Consider the following 18,722-nt stretch of genomic DNA (forward strand, 5'->3'; position numbering starts at 1 on the left):
CTACCGGATGGGCTGGAACGCGTCCCCGGGCTGGTCGAGTTCGCGCTCCATGCCGCCCCTCGGTGGTCTCGGCAGCCGCGGCTCCCGGACGCCCGCGCCTCCCCCGCCCTCCCCCTCGCCGAAGTCGAACCACACGGTGACCACCGCACCGCGCGGCACCTCGACGCCGGGCGGCGGGTACTGCCGTACGACATGGTCCACGACGGTGAGATGGAAGTCGGGCCGGTCGGGCGCGGCGAGCAGCACTCCCTGTGCCTCGGCTGCCTCACGGGCGTCCACGGCCATCAGTCCGACGAGCTTCGGCACGCGCACTTCGGGCGTCCTGCGTGGTATGCGCACAGATGTCACCCCCAGAGGTACTGGCAGCGTAACGGCCCGGGGGTGCCGTCCGGAAGCATCACGTGTCTTTCCGTAGCCGACTGTCGCTCTCTGTTACAGGTCCAGTCGGTAGCAGTGTCCCTGCATGTCGGTTTCGGGGCTGGTGAAGGTCTCGGCGAGGTGCATGCCGAGTCGCTCGGTGACCGCGATCGACCGGGTGTTGCGCGCGTTGACCATGGCCACCACGCTGCCGACGCCCGCCGCGCGCAACCGGTCCAGCGTCATGTGCGCGGCCGCCGTGACGTACCCCTTGCCCCAGTGCTCCCGGCCGAGCCGCCAGCCGATCTCGATCTCGCCCGCCGGTCCCCACGGGCGCGGCCAGGGCTGGGCGCCGGTGAAGCCGATGACCCGGTCGTCGGCGTCGAGCATCGTCCACAGGCAGAAGCCGAGTTCGGCGTCGTGCTTGCGCTGGCGGGCGGTGAGCTCCTCGTAGACGGACAGTTCCGCGGACCTGCCGCCGTGGAACTCCATGACGTCCGGGTGGTCGAACACCCGGTGCCAGGCGACGGCGTCCTCGTCGGTGGGGACACGCAGCCGTACCACGGGGAGAGCTCGGTTCACTGGGTATCCCTTCAGCCGGTTGATCAATTCTGCTGAATAGACTGCCCGTGTCCAGTGCCGGTCGGCACACAGATTTCTAACTTGGGGAGATCCCGCCGTGGCCGAGTCTCTGACGGACAACACCGCCGATGTGATCGTCGTGGGCGCGGGCCCGGCCGGCTCCACGACGGCGTACCACCTCGCCAAGGCCGGACTGGACGTACTGCTCCTGGAGAAGACCGAGTTCCCGCGCGAGAAGGTGTGCGGCGACGGGCTCACGCCGCGCGCCGTCAAGCAGCTCGTGGCGATGGGCATCGACATCTCCGAGGAGGCCGGCTGGCTGCGCAACAAGGGCCTGAGGATCATCGGCGGGGGTGTGCGGCTGCAGCTCGACTGGCCGGATCTCGCCTCCTTCCCCGACTACGGACTGGTCCGCAAGCGCGACGACTTCGACGAGCAGCTCGCCCGGCAGGCGCAGAAGGCGGGCGCCCGGCTGTACGAGCGCTGCAACGTGGGCGCGCCGATCGTGGACGACCGCACCGGCCGCATCACCGGCGTGCACGCCAAGCTCGGCGACGCAGGCCACAAACGCGAGGTCACCTTCCACGCGCCACTGGTCGTGGCCGCCGACGGCAACTCCACCCGCCTGTCCCTGGCGATGGGCCTGCACCGCCGCGAGGACCGTCCGATGGGCGTCGCGGTGCGGACGTACTTCACCTCCCCGCGCCACGACGACGACTACCTGGAGTCCTGGCTGGAGCTGTGGGACCGCCGGGGACCCGGCGAGGACCGGCTGCTGCCGGGCTACGGCTGGATCTTCGGCATGGGCGACGGCACCTCGAACGTCGGCCTCGGCGTGCTCAACACCTCCGACTCCTTCAAGGAACTGGACTGGCGCGAGGTCCTCAAGGCCTGGTGCGCCTCCATGCCCGAGGACTGGGGCTACACCCCGGAGAACATGACCGGCCCGATCCGCGGCGCCGCCCTGCCGATGGCCTTCAACCGCCAGCCGCACTACACGCGGGGCCTGTTGCTGGTCGGCGACGCCGGCGGGCTGGTGAACCCCTTCAACGGCGAGGGCATCGCCTACGCCATGGAATCCGGCCAGATCGCCGCCGACGTCATCGTCCAGGCGCACGCCCGCTCGACCCCCGCGGGGCGGGAGATGGCGCTCCAGCGCTACCCGCGCGTCCTCAAGGACACCTACGGCGGCTACTACACGCTGGGCCGCGCCTTCGTGAAGCTCATCGGCAACCCGAAGGTCATGAAGATCGCGACGCAGCGTGGGCTCACGCACCCCCTGCTGATGAAGTTCACCCTGAAGCTTCTCGCCAACCTCACCGACCCGACGGGCGGCGACGCGATGGACCGCGTCATCAACGGGCTGTCGAAGGTGGCCCCGAAAGCCTGACCCTCCGGACCGACGCGGGCCGTTGAGGACATTTGGGCCCATGGTGCGTTCGATGTTGGCGGAGTATGCGGGAATGTGATCCCGCCGTGATGCGTCTGTGGACAACGGACCGGCTCCGGCTCAGGTCGAAGGGGGTGTGCCCGCCCGGGCACACCCCGATCGACGAGAGAGCACCCGATGACACTCAAGTCAGCGCGGCGGGTCCGGCTGTCCAGATCCGTGGGCCTGCTGGCCGCCACGGGTCTGGCCGCCGCCGGCCTCGTGGGAACCGCCCAGGCCGCGCCCGCGCCCCTGCCCGTGACGATCACCGGCGAGGACCGGGTCGACCTGTCGCTGAACTCCGGCAGCGGGGACGAGACGGAGCCCCAGGTCGAGCTGCGGCTGAACGTCCCGGGTGAGGAGTTCGACGGCGACGGCGTCATCCCGCCCGTGTTCACCGGCGACTACGAGATCCGTATCGACGCCTCCGAACTCGCGGGCGTCGCCTCGGTGAAGCTGCCCTGCGACGCCGACGGCCTCGTCGCGGTCTGCAGCGGCTACGAGCTGTACGCCGGCGAGAGGTACAACCGCCTCGGTGGCATCCGGCTCGACATCGACGACGACAGCCAGGCCGGCGACTTCGGCACCATCAAGGTCACCGGCGAGGGCGAGGGGCTGGAGTTCACCCCGCTCGACATCGACGTACTGGTGGGCGGCCCCGAATTCGTCAACCACCAGCTGTCGCTGCCCTCCGATCTCAAGGCGGGCGACACCTATGCGGCACCCGTGGGCCTGCGCAACCAGGGCGCCATGGACTCCGAAGGCGCGGTGCTGCGCTTCCACGGCTCCCGCGGGCTGTCCTTCCCCGACTCGTACGGCAACTGCGCCTACACCGAGGTGACCACCGGACCGCTGCTGCGCCAGGGCACGGACGCGATCTGCACCTTCCCCGACACGATCAAGGCCGGGACCGCGTACGCGCTGACCGAGCCGCTGAAGGTGAAGACCGCCGACTTCGCCCTGTTCGACGTCTTCACCTACTCCTTCACCGCGATCAGCCCCACCGAGGCGAAGAGCCTGCGCGAGGCCAAGGACTACCGGGCGGGCAACGGCCCGGAGCTGAAACTGAAGGAGATCTCCGGTGCCGACCCGGCGGACTACTCCCGCTACGCCGAGCTGGACCTGCCCGCGACGAACACCTACGACCTGGAGCTGACCGGCGCGTCGCTCAAGGGTGCCGCGGGCGACACCGTCACGGCGAACCTCGGCTTCCGCAACAACGGCCCGGCCTGGGTCGGCGCACTGCGCTCGGGCGGTGAGCCGATCGGCTTCACGGTGGAGGTCCCCGAGGGGGCGACGGTCACCAAGGCCCCGGAGTCCTGCGGTGAGAACTACATCGCCGAGGACACCAAGGGCTACCTCTGCTGGGTGGACACCCCGCTGCTGGAGGACGCGGAGCTGGGCTTCCCGTTCGAGCTGCGCATCGACCGGGTCGTGGAGAACGCCAAGGCGAGGGTGGCGCTGCCCGACTGGGACAACCCGTCCGAATCCGACAAGTCCAACGACACCGCCTGGATCGTCCTCAACGCCTCCGGCGACGAGGGGTCCACGGACGGCGGCACCGGCTCGTCCGACGGCGGCACGTCGAACGGCGGCACGTCGAACGGCGGCACGTCGGGCGGCGGCACGTCGGGCGGCGGTTCCTCGTCCTCCGGCACGGACGGCGGCGCGGGCTCCAGCGGCAGCACGGGTGGTGAGACCTCCGGTGGCGACTCCGGAGCCGACACCGACGGCGGTCTGGCCCTCACCGGTGCGGGCGGTGTGACGCTGCTCGCCGGGGGCGCGATCCTCGCACTCGGCCTGGGGACGGGCCTGGTCCTGTTCCTGCGCCGGCGCGCGGGGCAGAACGGCGGCACCACCGCCTGACAGCCGCTCATTCCAACGCCGACGGGTGCCGTTCGCGGAGAACGGCACCCGTTGCGTATGCCGGTGGACCGGTGTGTATGCGGTGGACCGGTGTGTTTGCGAGCGATACGGCTCAGAGCACGCGCACCGCACCCGACGCCGGGTAGCCGGAGAGGTCCTGGATGACGACGCCCTTGGAGGGGTTGGCCGCGTCCAGGTACTGGCCGTTTCCGATGTACACACCCGTGTGGTACGCGGAGCCCTTGCCGCCCCAGTACAGGATGTCGCCCACCTGGAGGTTGGACAGGGAGACCTCCGTGCCGACCATCGACTGGTCCTGCGACACGCGCGGAAGGTCCACGCCGACCTGCCGGAACGCCGCCTGGATGAGGCTGGAGCAGTCCCAGGCGTTGGGGCCGGTGGCGCCCATGACGTAGGCGTCGCCCAACTGCGCCTTGAGGAAGGAGATGACCGTTCCGACGCTGCCGCCGGCCGGTACGGTCACGCTCGTGTCGGTGCCCACGGACGCGGAGAGGGTCTCCCGCTCGGCGTCGCGCGCGGCACGCTCTGCGGCGGCCTTGCGCGCCTCCTCGGCGGCCTTCTTCCGGGCCTCCTCCTTCTTCTTGGCCTCGGCCAGGTCGGCCTTGGCCTCCTTGGCGGCCTGGGCGGCGGCCGCGTCACGCTCTGCCTGCAGCTCGTAGTTCGCGGCGGCCAGCTGTGTGGCGTCCGCCGACCGGGCGACCTGAGCGGACAGGTCGGCCGTGAGGGTGGGCAGTTCGAGCGTCTGCGTCACCGGCTCGGCAGCGTTCGCCGAGGCCGACGCGCCGGCCACTGCCACGGTGCTGAGGATGCCACCGGCAACTCCGGCCCGCATCGCCATCTTCGACGTGCCGGGCTGGCGGGGTTTCCGGTGGCTACGTATGTGAGCGGTGTGGGACATGGGAACAACCGGTATCAGGGGCTCCTCCATACCTTCAAGAAACGTGTGGTCCGCCACAGTTGTTCAATCGGCGGCCGGAATCCCCGGCGCGTCGCCCTTTATTGACGCCGTAACGGACATTGCGGACGTCAGTCATCAAGCCTGTGATCACGGGCTTTCTTCGTTACGTCCGAATTGCCCCGCGCCTACCACTGGTTGGGACCGTTGGCCAACCCCGCTTCTCAGGGCCCTCTCGTGAATGTGGCGGAGGTCACGGAACGGTTACCGGAGCGGGAGCGTCCGGCGCGCGGAATCGACGCCGCGGCGCTCGTGAACGCGTGCACGTGTCCACACCTCGCCGCCGCCTCCCTCGGATGTGTGAACGCGGGCCACTAGCAGGCCCCGGCGTCCAGCTCCAATTTGCATGCAGGGGAAGTTTCTTGATATGGAGACGCCCCCCGCCAGCTGCGCCGACGAGCGAAAATGTCACCTCTGGTGATCACTTGAACGCTTCACGTGCGAAGATCGCCGATCATCCGACTTCATGATCGTTCATCAGGTGGTGGAGATCACAAAGCTTGTGCAATACCCCGTGTCGCAGATCACAGAGCGGCGGGCATAAGATGCGAGGCAGTTGGGCTTGTGACCTGCTTCACATGTTCTCGATCTTCGCCGGGGCCAGCGGGGCTCGTGGGGCTGGTGAGCAGGAAGTGAGTCCAGTGCAACCCGCCAGCAGTCAGTGCCGACTGAGAGGAGCGAGGAGCGGTGAACGCGTATGCGCCCATCCTCGTACTGGGAGCCCTCGGGGCAGGATTTGCGATCTTCTCCGTGGTCATGGCCACGCTGATCGGTCCGAAGCGGTACAACCGCGCCAAACTCGAGGCCTACGAGTGCGGTATCGAGCCGACCCCCACGCCGGCCGGCGGCGGGCGCTTCCCTATCAAGTACTACCTGACGGCGATGCTCTTCATCGTCTTCGACATCGAGATCGTCTTCCTCTACCCGTGGGCCGTCACCTTCGACGCCCTGGGTGTGTTCGGGCTCGTGGAGATGCTGCTCTTCGTGCTCACCGTCTTCGTCGCCTATGCGTATGTGTGGCGGCGCGGCGGCCTGGAATGGGACTGAGGGGCCTTTAGTCATGGGACTCGAAGAAAAGCTGCCGAGCGGTTTCCTGCTGACCACCGTCGAGCAGGCCGCGGGCTGGGTGCGCAAGTCGTCCGTCTTCCCCGCCACGTTCGGCCTCGCCTGCTGCGCCATCGAGATGATGACCACCGGCGCCGGCCGTTACGACCTCGCCCGGTTCGGCATGGAGGTCTTCCGCGGGTCACCCCGCCAGGCGGACCTGATGATCGTGGCCGGCCGGGTCAGCCAGAAGATGGCGCCGGTGCTGCGGCAGGTCTACGACCAGATGCCGAACCCCAAGTGGGTGATCTCCATGGGGGTGTGCGCGTCCTCCGGCGGCATGTTCAACAACTACGCCATCGTCCAGGGCGTCGACCACATCGTCCCGGTCGACATCTATCTCCCCGGCTGTCCGCCCCGGCCGGAGATGCTGATGGACGCCATCCTCAAGCTCCACCACAAGATCCAGACCTCCAAGCTCGGTGTGAACGCCGAGGAGGCGGCCCGGGAGGCGGAGGAAGCGGCGCTCAAGGCCCTGCCGACGATCGAGATGAAGGGGCTGCTGCGATGAGTGACGCCAACAGCAACGGGGTCAACCCCGAGAAGGACCTCAGCGCGTCGAACCTCCCGGGTCAGCGAGGCCAGGGCGGTGAGGAGATCCGCGTCCAGCGCGGCATGTTCGGCGCCAACAACGGCGGCGACACCTCCGGCTACGGCGGCCTGGTCCGCTCGGTCCGGCTGCCGGGGCCGGCCACCCGCCCCTACGGCGGCTGGTTCGACGAGGTCGCCGACGAGCTGGAGGGCGCGCTGGAGGAACAGGGACTGCTCCCCGAGAACGCCATCGAGAGGACGGTCGTCGACCGCGACGAACTCACCTTCCACGTCGAGCGCGAGCACCTGGTCCGCGTCGCCCGCACCCTGCGCGACGACCCGGCCCTGCGCTTCGAGCTGTGCACCGGCGTCAGCGGCGTCCACTACCTGAACGACAAGGGCCGCGAGCTGCACGCCGTCTACCACCTGCGTTCGATCACCCACAACCGGCTGATCCGCGTCGAGGTCAGCGCCCCGGACAGCGACCCGCACATCCCGTCGCTGGTCGCCGTCTATCCGACCAACGACTGGCACGAGCGCGAGACCTACGACTTCTTCGGCATCGTCTTCGACGGTCACCCGGCCCTGACGCGGATCATGATGCCGGACGACTGGCAGGGCCACCCGCAGCGCAAGGACTACCCCCTCGGCGGCATCCCCGTCGAGTACAAGGGCGCCCAGATCCCGGCTCCGGACCAGCGGAGGTCGTACTCATGAGCACGCAGCACGCAACTCCGCGCGAGACCACCGAGGGCACTGTCTACACGGTCACCGGTGGCGACTGGGACGAGGTCGTCCAGTCCGCGGCCCGCGCCGACGACGAGCGCATCGTGGTCAACATGGGCCCCCAGCACCCCTCCACCCACGGTGTGCTCCGGCTGATCCTGGAGATCGAGGGCGAGACGGTCACCGAGGCCCGGTGCGGCATCGGCTATCTGCACACCGGCATCGAGAAGAACCTGGAATTCCGCACGTGGACGCAGGGCACCACCTTCGTCACGCGCATGGATTACCTGACGTCCTTCTTCAACGAGACCGGCTACTGCCTCGCCGTCGAAAAGCTCCTCGGCATCGAGGACGAGATCCCCGACCGCGCCACGATCATCCGGGTGCTCCTGATGGAGCTGAACCGGCTCTCCTCCCACCTGGTGTGCATCGCCACCGGCGGCATGGAACTCGGCGCCACCACGATCATGATCTACGGATTCCGTGATCGTGAAATGATTCTCGACATCTACGAGCTCATCACGGGCCTGCGGATGAACCACGCGTACATCCGCCCCGGCGGACTCGCCCAGGACCTGCCACCCGGCGCGGTGGACCAGATCCGCGAGTTCGTCAAGAAGATGAAGAAGAACCTCCCGGAGTACGACAAGCTCGCCACCGGGAACCCCATCTTCAAGGCCCGCATGCAGGACATCGGCTACCTCGACCTGGCCGGCTGCATGGCCCTCGGCGCCACCGGCCCGATCCTGCGCGCCACCGGCCTGCCGCACGACCTGCGCAAGGCCCAGCCGTACTGCGGCTACGAGACATACGACTTCGACGTCCCGACCGCCGACACCTGCGACTCCTACGGCCGCTTCCTGATCCGCCTGGAGGAGATGCGCCAGTCGCTCAGGATCGTCGAGCAGTGCCTGGACCGGCTGCAGCCCGGGCCGGTCATGGTCGCCGACAAGAAGATCGCCTGGCCCGCCCAGCTCGCCCTGGGGCCGGACGGACTGGGCAACTCCCTGGACCACATCAAGAAGATCATGGGTACCTCCATGGAGGCCCTGATCCACCACTTCAAGCTGGTGACCGAGGGCTTCCGCGTCCCGCCGGGACAGGCGTACACGGCGGTCGAGTCACCCAAGGGGGAGCTGGGAGTGCACGCCGTCTCCGACGGCGGCACCCGTCCCTACCGGGTCCACTTCCGCGACCCGTCCTTCACCAACCTGCAAGCCATGGCGGCGATGTGCGAGGGCGGCCAGGTCGCCGACGTCATCGTCGCCGTCGCGTCCATCGACCCCGTGATGGGAGGCGTCGACCGGTGACCACCTCTTCTTCGGAGCGGGGCGTCAGCCTGGGCATGCCAGAGCTGCCCGCGCCCGGCTACCCGGACGACGTTCGAGCCCGGCTGGAGCGGGACGCGCGCGAGATCATCGCCCGCTACCCGGACTCCCGGTCCGCCCTGCTGCCGCTGCTGCATCTGGTGCAGTCGGAGGAGGGCCATGTCTCGCGCACCGGGATGCAGTTCTGCGCGGACATGCTCGACCTGACCACGGCCGAGGTCACCGCGGTCGCCACCTTCTACACCATGTACCGGCGCAGGCCGAGCGGCGACTACCAGGTGGGCGTGTGCACCAACACCCTGTGCGCGGTGATGGGCGGTGACGCGATCTTCGAGGCGCTCCAGGAGCACCTCGGCGTCGGCAACGGTGAGACCACAGACGACGGCAAGATCACCCTGGAGCACATCGAGTGCAACGCGGCCTGCGACTTCGCGCCGGTCGTGATGGTCAACTGGGAGTTCTTCGACAACCAGACCGTTCAGACCGCGAAGCGCCTGGTGGACGACCTGCGCGCGGGAGCACGGGTCGAGCCGACCCGCGGGGCGCCGCTGTGCACGTTCAAGGAGACCGCCCGGATTCTGGCGGGCTTCCCCGACGAGCGAGCCGGGGCCGTCGAGGCCACGGGCAGCGCGGGACCGGCGTCACTGGTGGGTCTCCGCCTGGCCAGGGGAGAGACCGCACCCGCGCGCGTGGTCCACCCGCGGGAGGGCGGCCCGGACGACGAGCCGCAGGACCGGGCCGTCCACGAGCCGTCACCGGCGGAGCACCTCAGCTCGCACGACGCGCCGCAGAAAACATCGGCATCCGACCCCGCCCACCCGGCCGGGCCTATCGCCGAGGAGGGGGAGTGATGACGTTGGCACCCGAGCTGAAGGACCCCAGCCCCGAGAAGCTGCTCGCACCGGTGCTGTCGGCCTTCTGGGACGAGGACGGGTCCTGGACGCTGGACGTCTACCGACGGCACGAGGGCTACGAGGGCCTTCGCAAGGCGCTCGCCATGACGCCCGACGACGTGATCGCGTACGTCAAGGACTCCGGGCTGCGTGGCCGGGGCGGGGCCGGTTTCCCCACGGGAATGAAATGGCAGTTCATTCCCCAGGGTGATGGAAAACCGCACTATCTAGTTGTCAACGCCGACGAATCGGAGCCCGGTACCTGCAAGGACATCCCGCTCCTCTTCGCGAACCCGCACAGCCTCATCGAGGGCATGATCATCGCGTGCTATGCCATCAGGTCGTCGCATGCCTTCATCTACCTGCGTGGTGAAGTCGTCCCCGTACTGCGGCGGTTGCACTCAGCCGTCGCTGAGGCCTACGCGGCGGGCTACCTCGGCAAGAACATCCTGGGCAGTGGGCTCGACCTCGACATCACGGTGCACGCCGGCGCGGGCGCGTACATCTGCGGTGAGGAAACTGCACTGCTCGACTCGCTCGAAGGCCGCCGGGGTCAACCGCGGCTTCGTCCCCCCTTCCCTGCTGTCGCGGGCCTCTACGCGTGCCCGACTGTGGTGAACAACGTCGAGTCGATCGCCTCGGTTCCCGCCATTCTGAAAAACGGCAAGGAATGGTTCAGGTCGATGGGCAGCGAGAAGTCGCCCGGCTTCACGCTCTACTCGCTCAGCGGTCACGTCGCGAGCCCCGGCCAGTACGAGGCGCCGCTCGGCATCACCCTGCGCCAGCTCCTCGACATGAGCGGCGGGATGCGGCCCGGCCACCGGCTGAAGTTCTGGACGCCGGGCGGCTCCTCGACGCCGTTGCTCACCGACGAGCACCTCGACGTCCCCCTTGACTACGAAGGAGTGGGCGCCGCGGGTTCCATGCTCGGCACCAAAGCCCTGCAGTGCTTCGACGAGACGACCTGCGTCGTCCGCGCCGTCACCCGCTGGACCGAGTTCTACGCCCACGAGTCCTGCGGCAAGTGCACGCCCTGCCGCGAAGGGACGTACTGGCTGGTGCAGTTGCTGCGGGACATCGAGGCCGGCAAGGGCGTCATGTCCGACCTCGACAAGCTGAACGACATCGCCGACAACATCAACGGCAAGTCCTTCTGCGCCCTCGGCGACGGTGCCGCCTCGCCGATCTTCTCCTCGCTGAAGTACTTCCGTGAGGAGTACGAGGAGCACATCACGGGCCGTGGCTGCCCCTTCGACCCGGCCAAGTCCACGGCCTGGGCCGACCACCGTACGGAGGTGAACGCATGACTGTGACCACGAGCGCTCCCTCCGGCGGGGGAGAGGCGGCGGTTCCGCGGGAAGACCTCGTCACGCTGACGATCGACGGCATCGAGATCAGCGTGCCCAAGGGCACCCTGGTCATCCGGGCCGCCGAGCAACTCGGCATCGAGATCCCGCGGTTCTGCGACCATCCCCTCCTCGACCCCGCCGGCGCCTGCCGCCAGTGCATCGTCGAGGTCGAGGGCCAGCGCAAGCCCATGGCGTCCTGCACCATCACCTGCACCGACGGGATGGTGGTGAAGACCCACCTGACCTCGCCGGTCGCCGAGAAGGCACAGCACGGTGTGATGGAGCTGCTGCTCATCAACCACCCGCTGGACTGCCCGGTCTGCGACAAGGGCGGCGAGTGCCCGCTGCAGAACCAGGCGATGTCCCACGGCAACGCCGAGTCCCGGTTCGAGGGCAGGAAGCGGACCTTCGAGAAGCCGGTCCCGATCTCCACGCAGGTGCTGCTGGACCGTGAGCGGTGTGTGCTGTGCGCGCGCTGCACCCGGTTCTCCAACCAGATCGCGGGCGACCCGATGATCGAGCTGCTGGAGCGGGGCGCGCTGCAGCAGGTGGGCACCGGCGAGGGCGACCCCTTCGAGTCGTACTTCTCCGGGAACACCATCCAGATCTGCCCGGTCGGCGCCCTCACCTCGGCGGCGTACCGCTTCCGCTCCCGCCCGTTCGACCTGGTCTCCTCGCCGAGCGTCTGCGAGCACTGCTCCGGCGGCTGCGCCACCCGCACCGACCACCGGCGCGGCAAGGTCATGCGGCGGCTCGCGGCGAACGACCCCGAGGTCAACGAGGAGTGGATCTGCGACAAGGGGCGCTTCGCGTTCCGGTACGCGCAGCTGAAGGACCGCCTGGACACCCCGCTGCTGCGCAACGCCGAGGGCGAGCTGGAGCCCGCCTCCTGGCCGGAGGCGTTGCAGATCGCCGCCCAGGGACTGCTCGCCTCGCGCGGCCGCACCGGTGTCCTGACCGGCGGCCGGCTCACCGTCGAAGACGCCTACGCCTACAGCAAGTTCGCGCGCGTGGCGCTCGACACCAACGACATCGACTTCCGCGCGCGCGTGCACAGCGGCGAGGAAGCCGACTTCCTCGCGGCATGGGTCGCCGGCCGCGGCCGCGACCTCGACGGTACGGGCGTCACGTACACCTTCCTGGAGAAGGCGCCCGCCGTCCTGCTGGCCGGGTTCGAGTCGGAGGAGGAGGCGCCCGGCGTCTTCCTGCGGCTGCGCAAGGCCTGGCGCAAGCACGGGCAGAAGGTGTTCTCACTGGCCACGCACAGCACGCGCGGTCTGGAGAAGGCCGGCGGCACGCTGCTGCCCGCCGCTCCCGGCACCGAGACCGAATGGCTGGACGCGCTCGCGAGCGGCGTCGGCCTGGAGGAGGACGGTGCGCTGGCCGCCGAGGCGCTGCGCACCGAGGGCGCGGTGATCGTCGTGGGCGAGCGGCTGGCCGGGGTGCCCGGTGGCCTCACCGCCGCCGCACGGGCCGCGAACGCGACCGGCGCACGGCTGGTGTGGATCCCGCGGCGGGCCGGGGAGCGCGGCGCGATCGAGGCGGGCGCGCTGCCGTCGCTGCTGCCGGGCGGACGCCCGGCGACCGACCCGCGCGCGCGGGAGGAGGTCGCGGCTGCCTGGGGCGTCGCCGAACTCCCGATCCGCTACGGCCGTGACACCGGCCAGATGGTCGAGGCCGCCGCGACCGGTGAACTGCAGGCGCTGCTGGTGGCCGGTGTGGAGGTCGCGGACCTGCCCGACCCGGCACGCGTGCGTGAGGCGCTCGGCGAGGTCGGCTTCCTGGTGTCGCTGGAACAGCGGCCCAGCGAGGTCACGGCACTCGCGGACGTGGTCCTGCCGGTCGCCGCGGTCGCCGAGAAGGCGGGCGCCTTCCTCAACTGGGAGGGCCGGGTCCGCTTCTTCGAGGCCGCGCTCAAACCCGACCACATGACCCGCCCGCCGACGCCCACCGACGGGCGCGTACTGCAGATGCTGGCCGACGCCATGGACGTCCACCTGGGGCTGCCGGATCTGCGGACCACGCGCGCGGAGCTGGACCGGCTCGGCGCCTGGGACGGGCCGCGGGCCACCGAGCCGCTGGAGAGCGCGGGCCCGCTGCCGCGGCCGGCCGCCGGGGAGGCCGTACTCGCCGGGCACCGGCTGCTGCTCGACCAGGGCCGGCTGCAGGAGGGCGACGAGGCGCTCGCCGGGACGCGGCACGCCGCACGCGCGCGCGTGTCGCCCGCCACGGCCGCCGAGGCGGGAGTCACGGAGGGCGATGTGCTCGCCGTGACCGGACCCGCCGGTAGCGTCCGGCTGCCGCTTCAGATCACCGAGATGCCCGACCGCGTGGTCTGGCTGCCGCTGAACTCGGTCGGCGGGGGCGTCGCCTCCGACACCGGGGCGCTGCCCGGCTCCCTCGTCCGCATCGGCCCGGCGACACCCGCCGGTGAGGCCCCCAAGGAGGTGGAGGCATGAGCCCGTACCTCGCCGCTGAAGACCTCTCCATGTTCGGCCGCGACCCGTGGTGGCTGATCGCCGTCAAGGCGGTCTTCTGCTTCGCCTTCCTGATGGTGACCGTGCTGTTCTCCATCGTCTGGGAGCGCAAGGTCGTCGCCTGGATGCAGCTGCGCATCGGCCCCAACCGGCACGGCCCCTGGGGCATGCTCCAGTCGCTCGCCGACGGTGTGAAGCTGATGCTCAAGGAGGACCTTGTCGTCAAGCGCGCGGACAAGGTGGTCTACGTCCTCGCGCCGATCGTCGCGGCCATCCCGGCCTTCATGGCGGTCGCGGTGATCCCGTTCGGGCCCCCCGGCAACGAGATCTCGATCTTCGGCCAGCGCACCACGATGCAGCTGACCGACCTGCCGATCGCGATGCTGTACATCCTCGCGGTCGCCTCGGTCGGCATCTACGGCATCGTGCTGGCGGGTTGGAGTTCTGGATCCACCTATCCGCTGCTCGGCGGTCTGCGGTCCTGCGCGCAGATGATCTCCTACGAGATCGCCATGGGCGCCGCCTTCGCGTCGGTGTTCCTCTACTCGGGCTCGATGTCGACGTCGGCGATCGTCGACGCGCAGGCGGACCGCTGGTTCGTGATCCTGCTGCCGGTCTCGTTCCTGGTCTACGTCGTGACGATGGTCGGTGAGACCAACCGCGCCCCGTTCGACATGCCGGAGTCCGAGGGTGACCTGGTCGGCGGGTTCAACACCGAGTACTCGTCGATCAAGTTCGCGATGTTCATGCTCGCCGAGTACGTCAACATGGTCACCGTCGCGGCCGTGTCCGTGACGCTCTTCCTGGGCGGCTGGCGGGCGCCCTGGCCGATCAGCACCTTCTGGGAGGGCGCGAACCACGGCTGGTGGCCGATGCTCTGGTTCGTCGTCAAGGTGCAGCTGCTGCTGTTCTTCTTCATCTGGCTGCGTGGCACGCTCCCGCGGGTCCGCTACGACCAGCTGATGAAGCTCGGCTGGAAGGTCCTCATCCCGGTCTCGCTCGTGTGGCTGATGCTCGTCGCCGGCGTGCGGGTCCTGCGGAACGAGGGCTACGCCTTCGCCGACATCGCCTTCTACGTCGGTGGCGGCGTCCTCACCCTGCTGCTGCTCTCCTTCGTCGTGGACTTCTTCCGCGAGCGTGCCAAGACCGCGCCCGAACCGGCCGTCCAGCAGCCCGCCTTCGACCCGATGGCCGGTGGGTTCCCCGTGCCGCCGCTGCCCGGGCAGCAGCTGCCACCGGTGCCGAGGCGCCGCTCGCGCCGGGAGCGGGAGCTGATTGTCAGTGGTGGGCCCGATACTCAGAGTGATGGATCTCTGGGGGGATCTACGGATGGAAAGGAGGCGTCCGATGGCTGAGGAGCCCAAGGAGACCAAGCCCGGTTTCCAGAACCCAGTGGCCGGCTTCGGCGTGACCTTCAAGGCCATGTTCAAGAAGCGGCTGACCGAGCAGTACCCGGAGCAGCAGAAGACCACGGCACCCCGGTTCCACGGACGGCACCAGCTCAACCGCCATCCGGACGGCCTGGAGAAGTGCATCGGCTGCGAGCTGTGCGCCTGGGCCTGCCCCGCCGACGCCATCTATGTGGAGGGCGCGGACAACACCGACGAGGAGCGCTACTCGCCGGGCGAGCGGTACGGGCGCGTGTACCAGATCAACTACGCCCGCTGCATCCTGTGCGGCCTGTGCATCGAGGCGTGCCCCACGCGCGCGTTGACCATGACGAACGACTTCGAGCTCGCCGACTCCAGCCGCGCCAACCTCATCTACACCAAGGAGCAGCTGCTGGCCGGCCTCGAAGAGGGCATGGTCGACACGCCGCACGCCATCTACCCGGGGATGGACGAACAGGACTACTACCGGGGCCTGGTGACGGAGGCCGCGCCCGGCACGGTGCGTCAGGTCGCCGTCTCCAACGGCGAGACGCCCCAGGAGGCGGCCTCGACCTTCGGTGAGGACGAGCCCGCCTCGGAGAAGGTGATCGGCCGATGACCACCCAGCTCGCCGCCTACACCACCTCGACCGGAGAGGCCGTCCAGTTCTGGATCCTCGGCACGGTCGCGGTGATCGGCGCCCTGTGCACCGTCTTCATGAAGAGGGCCGTGCACAGCGCGCTCTGCCTGGCCGCCACCATGATCATTCTGGCGGTGTTCTACCTCGCGAACGGCGCCTACTTCCTGGGCGTGGTGCAGATCATCGTCTACACCGGCGCGATCATGATGCTGTTCCTGTTCGTGGTGATGCTGGTCGGTGTCACCGCGGCGGACTCCCTGAAGGAGACCATCAAGGGCCAGCGCTGGCTGGCCCTGCTCTGTGGCCTCGGCTTCGGCCTCCTGCTCGTCGGGGGCATCGGCAACGCGTCGCTGACGGAGTTCAACGGCATCGGCCAGGCCAACGCGAGCGGCAATGTGGAGGGCCTCGCCGCCCTCATCTTCACCAGGTACGTCTTCGCCTTCGAACTCACCGGCGTGCTGCTGATCACGGCCGCCGTCGGCGCCATGGTGCTCACCCACCGGGAGCGCACCGAGCGCGCCAGGACCCAGCGCGAGCTGTCCGAGCAGCGCGTGCGTGAGGGGACGTACGTACCGCCGCTGCCGGCGCCCGGTGTGTATGCGCGGCACAACGCCGTGGACATCGCGGGCCTGCTGCCCGACGGCACCCCGTCCGACCTGACGGTCAGCAAGACGCTGCGCGAGCGTGGCCAGATCCGGGACGTGTCCACCGAGGCGCTCAACGACCTGCGGGCCCTCGAACAGCGGGCGGAGGACCGGCTGGAGCGGAAAGCGATCGAGCCGCCGACGTTCAAGCGGGCCGAGGAGGCGTCGAAGTGAACCCCGTCAACTACCTCTATCTCGCCGCCCTGCTGTTCACGATCGGCGCGACCGGCGTGCTGATCCGGCGGAACGCGATCGTGCTGTTCATGTGCATCGAGCTGATGCTCAACGCCTGCAACCTCGCGTTCGTCGCCTTCGCCCGGATGCACGGCAACCTCGACGGCCAGATCATCGCGTTCTTCACGATGGTCGTCGCCGCGGCGGAGGTCGTGGTCGGGCTCGCGATCATCGTCTCGCTGTTCCGTTCCCGCCACTCGGCCTCGGTCGACGACGCCAGTCTGATGAAGCTCTAAGGGGTCGCTGAAGTGGAGAACCTGATTGCGCTGCTGATCGCGGCGCCCCTGCTCGGAGCGGCCGTCCTGCTGTGCGGCGGCCGGCGGCTCGACGCCGTCGGCCACTGGATCGGCACGGTCCTCGCGTTCGCCTCCTTCGCCCTCGGCGCGGTCCTCTTCGCCGACCTGCTGGGCAAGGACGCGGAACACCGGACGCTGACCCAGCACCTGTTCAGCTGGATCCCCGTCGAGGGCTTCCAGGCCGACGTCGCCTTCCGGCTGGACCAGCTGTCGATGACGTTCGTGCTGCTGATCACCGGCGTCGGCTCGCTGATCCACCTCTACTCGGTCGGGTACATGGAGCACGACGAGCGGCGCCGCCGCTTCTTCGGCTACCTGAACCTGTTCCTCGCGGCGATGCTGCTGCTCGTCCTCGCCGACAACTACCTGCTGCTGTACGTCGGCTGGGAGGGCGTCGGTCTCGCCTCCTACCTGCTGATCGGCTTCTGGCAGCACAAGCCCAGCGCCGCCACCGCCGCGAAGAAGGCCTTCCTGGTCAACCGCGTCGGCGACATGGGCCTGTCGATCGCGATCATGCTGATGTTCACGACGTTCGGCACCTTCGCCTTCGGGCCGGTGCTCGGCAGCCACGAAGAGCCGGGCCTCGTGGGCGACACCTCCGAGGGCATGCTCACCGCGATCGGCCTGATGCTGCTGCTCGCCGCCTGCGGCAAGTCCGCCCAGGTGCCGCTGCAGTCCTGGCTCGGGGACGCGATGGAGGGCCCGACCCCGGTCTCGGCCCTGATCCACGCCGCGACGATGGTGACGGCGGGCGTGTACCTGATCGTCCGCTCCGGCGCCCTCTTCAACGCCGCGCCCGACGCGCAACTCGTCGTCACGATCGTCGGTGCCGTCACGCTCCTGTTCGGTGCCATCGTCGGTTGCGCCAAGGACGACATCAAGAAGGCGCTGGCCGGCTCGACCATGTCGCAGATCGGCTACATGACCCTTGCCGCCGGCCTCGGCCCCATCGGCTACGTCTTCGCGATCATGCACCTGGTGACACACGGCTTCTTCAAGGCCGGGCTGTTCCTCGGCGCGGGGTCCGTGATGCACGGCATGAACGACGAGGTCGACATGCGCCGCTACGGCGGCCTGCGCAAGTACATGCCGATCACCTTCGTCACCTTCGGCCTCGGGTACCTCGCGATCATCGGCTTCCCGGGCCTGTCCGGCTTCTTCTCCAAGGACAAGATCATCGAGGCGGCGTTCGCCAAGGGCGGCACCGAAGGCTGGATCCTCGGCGGCTGTGCCCTGCTGGGCGCGGCCATCACGGCGTACTACATGACGCGCGTGATGCTGCTGACGTTCTTCGGAGAAGAACGCTGGCGGCACGCCCCGACCCCGTCCCCGGCCGAGCCCAGCGTGGAGCCCGCCGCCGAGACGCGGGGCGAGCACGCCGAGCCGCACCCGCACGAGTCGCCCAAGATCATGACGATCCCGATGATCCTGCTGGCCGTCGGCTCGGTCTTCGGCGGCGCGTTCTTCAGCATCGGCGACCGGTTCGTGCACTGGCTGGAGCCGGTCACCGGCCATGACCACGGGAGTCCGCCGGTCAGCGCGCTGACGGTGACGCTGTCCACGGTGGCCGTGATGGTGATCGGCGTGGCGATCGCGTACGCGCAGTACGGCCGCCGCCCGGTCCCGGTCGTCGCCCCGCGCGGATCGCTGCTCACCCGGGCCGCCCGCCGCGACCTGCTCCAGGACGACTTCAACCATGTCGTCCTGGTCCGCGGCGGCGAGCACCTCACGCGGTCCCTGGTGTACGTCGACCACACCCTGGTCGACGGAGTCGTCAACGGCACGGCGGCCTCGGTCGGCGGCCTGTCCGGACGGATGCGCAAGCTGCAGAGCGGCTTCGCGCGGTCGTACGCGGTCTCGATGTTCGGCGGCGCGGCGGTCCTCGTCGCCGCGACCCTGCTGATGAGGGCGGTCTGATAC

The 18,722-nt window shown here is 69.2% G+C and carries 17 protein-coding genes; 14 read left to right on the forward strand and 3 right to left on the reverse strand.

What is annotated here, in order from left to right; all coding sequences use genetic code 11:
* The gene (locus KWI83_RS15035; protein ID WP_218514875.1) at window positions 1-312 is read right to left on the reverse strand and encodes a PASTA domain-containing protein; all 312 of its coding nucleotides are present in this window, start codon (window positions 310-312) and stop codon (window positions 1-3) included.
* Between the two features lie 120 nt (window positions 313-432).
* Window positions 433-939 (reverse strand): GNAT family N-acetyltransferase, encoded by a 507-nt coding sequence (locus tag KWI83_RS15040; protein WP_218514876.1) that lies wholly within the window; start codon window positions 937-939, stop codon window positions 433-435.
* Between the two features lie 97 nt (window positions 940-1,036).
* On the opposite strand from KWI83_RS15040, the gene KWI83_RS15045 reads away from it, so the two are divergent.
* On the forward strand, window positions 1,037-2,329 hold the full coding sequence (locus KWI83_RS15045) for a geranylgeranyl reductase family protein (RefSeq protein WP_218514877.1): 1,293 nt from the start codon (window positions 1,037-1,039) through the stop codon (window positions 2,327-2,329).
* Between the two features lie 177 nt (window positions 2,330-2,506).
* Window positions 2,507-4,234 (forward strand): hypothetical protein, encoded by a 1,728-nt coding sequence (locus KWI83_RS15050; RefSeq protein ID WP_218514878.1) that lies wholly within the window; start codon window positions 2,507-2,509, stop codon window positions 4,232-4,234.
* Between the two features lie 112 nt (window positions 4,235-4,346).
* Here KWI83_RS15050 and KWI83_RS15055 read toward each other — a convergent pair whose 3' ends face one another.
* Window positions 4,347-5,183: a C40 family peptidase gene (locus tag KWI83_RS15055; protein ID WP_218514879.1), complete on the reverse strand. Its 837-nt coding sequence runs from the start codon at window positions 5,181-5,183 to the stop codon at window positions 4,347-4,349.
* A 714-nt stretch (window positions 5,184-5,897) separates the two neighbouring features.
* Between KWI83_RS15055 and KWI83_RS15060 the strand changes: the two genes are divergently transcribed.
* Genes KWI83_RS15060 through nuoL form a run of 12 tightly spaced genes read left to right on the forward strand, consistent with a single transcriptional unit; the run spans window position 5,898 to window position 18,719 of the window.
* Window positions 5,898-6,257 carry an NADH-quinone oxidoreductase subunit A gene (locus tag KWI83_RS15060; protein WP_007383963.1) on the forward strand — a complete coding sequence of 120 codons (360 nt, stop codon included), beginning with the start codon at window positions 5,898-5,900 and terminating at the stop codon, window positions 6,255-6,257.
* Between the two features lie 13 nt (window positions 6,258-6,270).
* Window positions 6,271-6,825, forward strand: a complete 555-nt coding sequence (locus KWI83_RS15065; RefSeq protein WP_043442859.1) for an NADH-quinone oxidoreductase subunit B family protein — start codon at window positions 6,271-6,273, stop codon at window positions 6,823-6,825.
* Window positions 6,822-7,562 (forward strand): NADH-quinone oxidoreductase subunit C, encoded by a 741-nt coding sequence (locus KWI83_RS15070; RefSeq protein ID WP_218514880.1) that lies wholly within the window; start codon window positions 6,822-6,824, stop codon window positions 7,560-7,562. The genes KWI83_RS15065 and KWI83_RS15070 overlap by 4 nt, the downstream gene beginning before the upstream one ends.
* Window positions 7,559-8,881, forward strand: coding sequence for an NADH-quinone oxidoreductase subunit D (locus KWI83_RS15075; protein ID WP_218514881.1), 1,323 nt, complete (start codon window positions 7,559-7,561; stop codon window positions 8,879-8,881). Before KWI83_RS15070 ends, KWI83_RS15075 begins: the two co-directional genes overlap by 4 nt.
* Window positions 8,878-9,750: an NADH-quinone oxidoreductase subunit NuoE gene (gene nuoE, locus KWI83_RS15080; protein WP_218514882.1), complete on the forward strand. Its 873-nt coding sequence runs from the start codon at window positions 8,878-8,880 to the stop codon at window positions 9,748-9,750. Before KWI83_RS15075 ends, nuoE begins: the two co-directional genes overlap by 4 nt.
* Complete coding sequence (gene nuoF / locus KWI83_RS15085; protein WP_256362302.1) at window positions 9,750-11,099, forward strand: NADH-quinone oxidoreductase subunit NuoF; 1,350 nt, start codon at window positions 9,750-9,752, stop codon at window positions 11,097-11,099. Before nuoE ends, nuoF begins: the two co-directional genes overlap by 1 nt.
* Complete coding sequence (locus KWI83_RS15090; protein ID WP_218514884.1) at window positions 11,096-13,600, forward strand: NADH-quinone oxidoreductase subunit G; 2,505 nt, start codon at window positions 11,096-11,098, stop codon at window positions 13,598-13,600. The genes nuoF and KWI83_RS15090 overlap by 4 nt, the downstream gene beginning before the upstream one ends.
* Window positions 13,597-14,973 (forward strand): NADH-quinone oxidoreductase subunit NuoH, encoded by a 1,377-nt coding sequence (gene nuoH / locus KWI83_RS15095; RefSeq protein ID WP_218514885.1) that lies wholly within the window; start codon window positions 13,597-13,599, stop codon window positions 14,971-14,973. The genes KWI83_RS15090 and nuoH overlap by 4 nt, the downstream gene beginning before the upstream one ends.
* Window positions 14,966-15,607, forward strand: a complete 642-nt coding sequence (gene nuoI, locus KWI83_RS15100) for an NADH-quinone oxidoreductase subunit NuoI (protein ID WP_218514886.1) — start codon at window positions 14,966-14,968, stop codon at window positions 15,605-15,607. The genes nuoH and nuoI overlap by 8 nt, the downstream gene beginning before the upstream one ends.
* Entirely contained in the window at window positions 15,604-16,446 is an 843-nt protein-coding gene (locus KWI83_RS15105; protein WP_218514887.1) for an NADH-quinone oxidoreductase subunit J, read from the forward strand. The genes nuoI and KWI83_RS15105 overlap by 4 nt, the downstream gene beginning before the upstream one ends.
* Window positions 16,443-16,742: an NADH-quinone oxidoreductase subunit NuoK gene (nuoK, locus tag KWI83_RS15110; protein WP_171112534.1), complete on the forward strand. Its 300-nt coding sequence runs from the start codon at window positions 16,443-16,445 to the stop codon at window positions 16,740-16,742. Before KWI83_RS15105 ends, nuoK begins: the two co-directional genes overlap by 4 nt.
* Before the next feature lie 12 nt (window positions 16,743-16,754).
* Window positions 16,755-18,719 (forward strand): NADH-quinone oxidoreductase subunit L, encoded by a 1,965-nt coding sequence (nuoL, locus tag KWI83_RS15115; protein WP_218514888.1) that lies wholly within the window; start codon window positions 16,755-16,757, stop codon window positions 18,717-18,719.
* Window positions 18,720-18,722 lie beyond the last annotated feature (3 nt).

It is taken from the genome of Streptomyces sp. TRM70350 (assembly GCF_019219825.1).
Taxonomy (GTDB): domain Bacteria; phylum Actinomycetota; class Actinomycetes; order Streptomycetales; family Streptomycetaceae; genus Streptomyces.